Consider the following 6475-nt stretch of genomic DNA (forward strand, 5'->3'; position numbering starts at 1 on the left):
TTTTCCCTATTTTCCCTATTTTTTTCCATATCCTTAAATATATGGAAAAGGCAAGAGTATTATGTGATATTATGTTTATGGCAAGAAAAATTAAGGTAACTATGGTGTTTTTGGTTCTGATAGGTACTTTGCTTTTGGCGGGATGCGGAGAGACCACAACACATTCTAATCAGACTGTAGAACAGAAACAAGAAGTAACAACTACTCAAGAGAATCAGAGTGCGGAACAGAAACAAGAAGTAACAAACACTCAAGGAAAGAATGAGGCTGTAGAATGGTACGATAAAGGAAATGCATTCTTCTCACAAGGCAAATATGCTGAAGCTATAGAATGTTATGATAAGGCGATTGCAATAGATCCAAATTATGCAGATGCATGGGGCGACAAAGGAAATGCATTCTTCTCACAAGGCAAATATGCCGACGCTCTTGAATGCTATGAAAATACCATTGCCCTAAATTCGAATTTAGCTCCTGCATGGGCGGGCAAAGGCGCTATACTTGCTTATCAAGGCAAATATACTGACGCTCTTGAATGCTTCGATAAAGCAATTCAAATAGATCCAAATTCAGCTTCGATATGGTACCACAAAGGATATGCACTTGCAAGACAAGGAAAATACTCGGAAGCTATAGAATGTTATGACAAGGCGATTGCAATAGATCCAAACTATAAAGGCGCATGGAACGAAAAAGGCGCTGCACTTACAAGACAAGGAAAATACTCCGAAGCAATTGAATGTTTTGACAAGTCTATTGAAATAGATCCAAATCGTGTTGATACATGGTTCTACAAGGGGAGTACACTTTTCTTACAAGGTAAATACTCCGAAGCGATCGAATGCTGTGATAAAGCGATTAAAATAGATCCAAAATATTTCTACGCATGGAATTGTAAAGGACTTGCACTTGCAAAACAAGGAAAATACTCCGAAGCAATTGAATGCTATGATAAAGTAATTACATTAGCCCCAAATTATGCTCCGGTATGGAACGACAAAGGGCTTGCACTCCAAGCACTTGGAAAAAATACAGAAGCCCAAGAATGTTTCAATAAGGCAAAGGAACTTGGGTATGCGAAATAATAATTAATATTTTTTATTTCTTTTTCTAATCAAGTATTTTTTACTAGTAACTCTAGAGAAAATCCCGTAATCCAAACCTGATTTTTCCATATTTTCCCTATTTTTTTCCATATCCTTAAATATATGGAAAAGACAAAATTCTACCATGACAAGAAGAATTAATGTAACTATGTTGGGCTTGATTATCATTAGCACTTTGCTCTTATCAGGGTGCGCTAAAACTACTCAAGAAAATCAGGCTGTGGAAGAGAAAGTGGAAGTAACGGCCAATCAAGAAAATCAGGCTGTGGAAGAGAAAGTGGAAGTAACGGCCAATCAAGAAAAGAACGAGGCTGTAGAGTGGTACTACAAAGGAAATGCATTCTATAAACAAAATAAATATTCTGAAGCGATCGAATGCTATGACAAGGCGATTGCAATAGATCCAAATTATGCGATTGTGTGGTACTACAAAGGAAATGCATTCTATAACCAAAATATATACGCTGAAGCAATTGAATGTTTTGATAAGGCTATCGAATTAGATCCAAACTTAGCAAATGCATTGAAGAGCAAAGGATATGTACTTTTTAAGCAAAGCAAATACTCGGAAGCAATTGAATGTTTCGACAAATCAATTGAAATGGATCCGAATGATGCCAATATATGGTATATGAAAGGGGAAGTATTATTCCTACAAAGAGAATATCCTGAAGCTATCGAATGCTTTGACAAATCACTTGAGATAAATCCGAATAATGCTACTGCATGGAATAACAAAGGATATTTACTTCTCAAAGAAAGAGAATACTCTGGAGCTCTAGAATGCTTTGACAAATCACTTGAGATAAATCCGAATAATGCTACTGCATGGAATAACAAAGGACATGCACTTGCATTTCTTGGGCGAAATACGGAAGCTGAGGAATGTTTTGACAAAGCCCGGGAACTAGGATATATAGGATAGTCACATTATAGTTTATTAGTTAAACTGAATGATTTTACTAATGTTATAAGGCGTTTTAATATAACCAAAAACTTGTAAACTGCCTTATATTACAACCCTTATATTGGATAAACTCTTTCCCTATTTTCCCTATTTTTTTCCATATTCTTAAATATATGGAAAAGACATATTCAAAATAAACTTGAGTTGACTGAAAATATGGGGGGCCCATTATCTGATCTACTATTTGATTATATTTTTCTTTTTGTTTTAGCTATTCAAATTATTATTAGTTTTGGACTACTTATTTTAGCCGTAATGTTTTTCTATAAACGAATTAAAGTTGTTAGGTTAACAAAAAAAGCAGAATGCATGGAACAGAGAAAGGACAAAACAGACTATCTTAAAATATATGAAAAAATAGAAAAAACCATACAGAAACAAAAATATATTGAGCAAATAGATATTCTCGAAAACATTAGGGCAAATCTTAGAATGAAATTGTACTTGAATACTCGAATGGGCAAGTATGTAAAAGTATGCCCAGAATGTGGAAGCACGGACTCCTCAGTTGAATCTTATGGGTATATGGTCCGTGATTTTTGCAAAAAATGCGGCTATTCCAGTATAAAAAAAAGTAATATACTGGTAGACAGCCTTATTTATTTTCCTGAAATTAGGTTTGGCACTGAGGAGGAAATCAAAAATCTTGAAGATAGTATATGCTACTGCCCTTACTGTAATAAAAAAATAAAAGACTCGTGGGATATCTGCCTTCGATGCGAGAAAGATTTAGAAGATCGAAATGAACTCGGAATCCCAAGCGCCAAAGAAAAAATCATTTCTTACATTTTTATCTTGTTGTTGTTAATTTGTTTGTTGTTACTATTGTTGTATTGGAAATAACATTAAATATATGGAAATTGAGGTTAAGATATGTATATGGCCAGATTATTTTTAATGTTTCTACTCATTTCAACTTTCTTGACAGCTTTGTGTGTTTCAGAGCAAAAAACTCCTGAAGTTCTTTTTAATGAAGGAGAATCTCTTCTCAAAGAGGGAAAGTATGATGAAGCTATGATTAAATTTGACAAAGTGTTGGAGATTAATTCTAGTTACAAAGAAGCTTGGATATATAAAGGGGCCATTCTCCAAGAGCAAAAAAAATTTGACGATTCAATAGTTTGCTTTGATAAAGCTATTGCAATAGATCCTAATTTTGCACCTACATGGGCTGCTAAAGGACTCGCACTTTTCTATCAATATAAAATTGATGATGCAATAGTTTGTTTTGACAAAGCCATCAATTTAGACCCTAATCAGATAGGCGCAATAAATTCGAAAGGATTTGCACTTTTTGCACAAGGCAAATTTGACGAAGCAGTAGCCTCTTACGATGAAGCCATTGAAATGAATCCAAATCAAGCAGCTGCTTTGAATACCGGTAAAGGGTTATTAATTTCAATGCGATTCAAGTATTCTGAAGCCATTGAATGCTTCGATAAAGCCATTCAGATAGATCCAAAATACCTCCCCGCATGGGAATCTAAAGGAGATGCACTTCGACATCTTGGGAGGTATATAGAATCTGAAAAATGCTATGATGAGATATTAGAAATAGATACAAATAATTTATCTGCTTGGTACGGCAAAGGAAAGGTGCTTCATAATCAAGGCAAATACTCAGAAGCAATAATCTGCTATGATAAAGCTATTGAAATAAATTCAAATCTTGCTGGAGTTTGGTATGAAAAAGGAATTTCACTTTATTACCAAGAGGAAAATATCGAAGCCATTGAATGCTTCGATAAAGCCATTCAGATAGATTCTAATCGTGTTGATGCGTGGAATGGCAAAGCTAATGCATTCCTACAAATGGGGCTAGAGGCACAAGCCCAAGAATGTTTTGACAAGATAAAAGAAATCGGTAACAAATAAAAAAGAGGATATTAAAAGAAGTGATTAAGAATGGAAATATCTAGCACATTAAGTACTTTGGATGCAATTTTTATTTTTACATTATTTTTAGGGGTGACATACTTGTTTATCTTAAGTGGACTTTACTACTTCACCTCAGGAAAAGGTATTTTTCCAATTTTTTGGACTGGAAAAGATACACATGAGTTAGTCGCCAGATGGAATATCCTTCTAAGTCTTATAATGCATTTTTTTCTATTATTTGGATTGTGGGTTTCATCATGGAGAGTAGAGATCAAAATAATTATTACTGCTCTTTATGTTCTATCTACAACATGGATTTTTTACATTGCTTATAAGAAATACAAACTTAGAATAAGCAAAATAGATGCCGAATCAAAAGAACAGGTGCACTAATATGAATTTACTAGTCATTATCTTTCGGTATTTAGTCGGACTCTTTCTTATCATACAAGGAACAAGGGGGCTTAAAACAGGACTAGATTTTGTTGGAGGAGAGATGGCTCCATGGGTGTTTAAGGGCGGAATTCTGATTGGATTCTTGATTGTAATACTGGGTAGTGCTTTTCCAGCGTACGGTATTTCTGCAATACTACTTAGAAACTATTTCGGTGTTATACTGTCATCTTGTCTTGCATTTATCGTAAGTGCGTTTATTATAGGCGTAACAGCATTCTATATCTTGCGTTACTGGAGAAATTATGATTCTATCAAATCTGAAAACGAGGAGGATACTGAATGAAACGCAGAACTGTAGGATATTTACTCATTGCATTTGAGTTATCTATTATCCTGTTCTTTCTTTATTTGTTCTTATCTGAAGACACATTGCTACCAGTTATTGATCTAGTAATGTTAAGTCTAATATTCTTCTCAATTTTTCTTTGGATTGTCTTTTACCTTAAACATTTTAACATAGTAAAGAAAGGAAACAAAAAAGAAAACTATACCACTGATGCATTCAAAAATGAAAATTCTTACTCTAGCATTCCAAAAGGCAAGTATGTAAAGGTGTGCCCAAACTGTGGCAGCACTAACGTTAGCTACGAGTCCTATAAGAGCATGGCGAGTGATTTTTGCAAGGATTGTGGTTATGGGAGCCTCAAAAGCCCAGGCTATTTCGATGGCGTACTTAAGATTTTTCCCGAAGTAGAAGGAACTGGAGTAAAGAACTTTAAGAAACTATCAAAGCTAGAGAGAAGGGCACGAAGGAGGCCAAATAAATGACATCCGACTTCAAACCCGGTAAGGCCTACCTGATAGAAGGCAAGGGTATGGTGCAGGTGAAAAGTGAGATCAAGGAATGGTTAGCTCAAAAGGAAATAGAAACAGAAGAAAAAGGAGATTTTATCCAACTATATAAATCAGGCCACAAAACTCCCTTCCACTATTTCGCATTAACCTATGGCTACAGCGACGAGAACAAAATAAAGCTTGTCCCACACGACAAGGGGACTCTGGTAATTTTCAGCGAAAACAGCACTTCTATGCTTAGGCATGGAATGAGAAAAAACCTAGTCCGCTCAATGCAAAATAAAAAAGAGATTATGGATCCAAACGATATTCTCCTTTTTGCGGGGATAATATGCATGATTATCTTAATAATATGGTTGAGAAGTGTGGCATGGCCGAGAAATGGATATAATTTTTTATACAATATACCTTTTATAGCTATAACGCTAATTTTAGCCCTTTACTTCTATTCAAGGCAAAAATCTTTACTAAAAAATCCTGATTACTATATAGAAGAGTATGCCGGATATGTTATCTCTCAAGATTATGGCAAATCTGGTACGAAGCACCTTTCTATTTGCCCAAGCTGCAATAAGGAGATCTATGACAATTGGGACATCTGCCTGCATTGCGGCAAGAAACTGGAGCAAAGAAAAGGTGGGCAGAGCAGAAAGAACGAAAAGTATTTTTGGGTAGCGATTGTCTTTGTCATGCTTTTATCGGGTTTAATAGTCCTGTATGGGAATATATCCTTATTTAAGTACCCTTCTTCTCCTCCGGATTATTATTCTTATTCAATTGTGTATAGTAGCAACGGGCACATGCAAATTAAACCTAGCGAAACATTCATTGTAAAAACAGATATTTCAGGTGGTTACAGGTTATTATTTGATTATAATATATCCTCTCCCATCAAAGTATTGTGCATGGACAGCGATAATTATGACTTGTACAAAAAAGGAAAGGACTGTAATTTCTACAACATGCCTGATAAATTTGCTAACGGGGAAACTTATTTCCAGGCCCCTTATTCAGGTACCTGGCACATTATTTTTTATAATAACAGCGATCAAACTGTAAAGGCAAATATATTGATAATGAAGAAGAATAGGGCAGATACCTATAAAACAAACTAGATAAACTTCTTTCCCTATTTTCCCTATTTTTTTCCATATCCTTAAATATAGGGAAAAGGCCATATAAAAGTGAAAAAATAAAAGGTGATTTTTTTGGAATATGAAATCAATAAATTTGGAATAAAATCTGTTGTTAAAATTTCGACGGCCTTTGGGGC

8 protein-coding genes are annotated in these 6475 nt (G+C 34.9%); all 8 read left to right on the forward strand.

Annotated features, from left to right (window positions below):
- Positions 1–77: 77 nt before the first annotated feature.
- The 8 genes from HPY60_10965 (at position 78) to HPY60_11000 (ending at position 6317) form a co-directional block, all read left to right on the forward strand.
- Positions 78–1085 carry a tetratricopeptide repeat protein gene (locus HPY60_10965; protein NPV51697.1) on the forward strand — a complete coding sequence of 336 codons (1008 nt, stop codon included), beginning with the start codon at positions 78–80 and terminating at the stop codon, positions 1083–1085.
- A gap of 145 nt (positions 1086–1230) precedes the next feature.
- Entirely contained in the window at positions 1231–2031 is an 801-nt protein-coding gene (locus HPY60_10970) for a tetratricopeptide repeat protein (protein NPV51698.1), read from the forward strand.
- 198 nt (positions 2032–2229) lie between these two features.
- Entirely contained in the window at positions 2230–2916 is a 687-nt protein-coding gene (locus HPY60_10975) for a hypothetical protein (GenBank protein NPV51699.1), read from the forward strand.
- A 36-nt stretch (positions 2917–2952) separates the two neighbouring features.
- On the forward strand, positions 2953–3948 hold the full coding sequence (locus tag HPY60_10980; protein ID NPV51700.1) for a tetratricopeptide repeat protein: 996 nt from the start codon (positions 2953–2955) through the stop codon (positions 3946–3948).
- 30 nt (positions 3949–3978) lie between these two features.
- Positions 3979–4344, forward strand: a complete 366-nt coding sequence (locus tag HPY60_10985; protein ID NPV51701.1) for a hypothetical protein — start codon at positions 3979–3981, stop codon at positions 4342–4344.
- Between the two features lies 1 nt (position 4345).
- Positions 4346–4690, forward strand: a complete 345-nt coding sequence (locus HPY60_10990; GenBank protein NPV51702.1) for a hypothetical protein — start codon at positions 4346–4348, stop codon at positions 4688–4690.
- Complete coding sequence (locus HPY60_10995; protein NPV51703.1) at positions 4687–5175, forward strand: hypothetical protein; 489 nt, start codon at positions 4687–4689, stop codon at positions 5173–5175. The genes HPY60_10990 and HPY60_10995 overlap by 4 nt, the downstream gene beginning before the upstream one ends.
- On the forward strand, positions 5172–6317 hold the full coding sequence (locus HPY60_11000) for a zinc ribbon domain-containing protein (protein ID NPV51704.1): 1146 nt from the start codon (positions 5172–5174) through the stop codon (positions 6315–6317). Before HPY60_10995 ends, HPY60_11000 begins: the two co-directional genes overlap by 4 nt.
- The last annotated feature ends 158 nt before the right edge of the window (positions 6318–6475 follow it).

Source organism: Methanofastidiosum sp. (assembly GCA_013178285.1).
In the GTDB taxonomy this organism is placed as follows: Archaea; Methanobacteriota_B; Thermococci; order Methanofastidiosales; family Methanofastidiosaceae; genus Methanofastidiosum.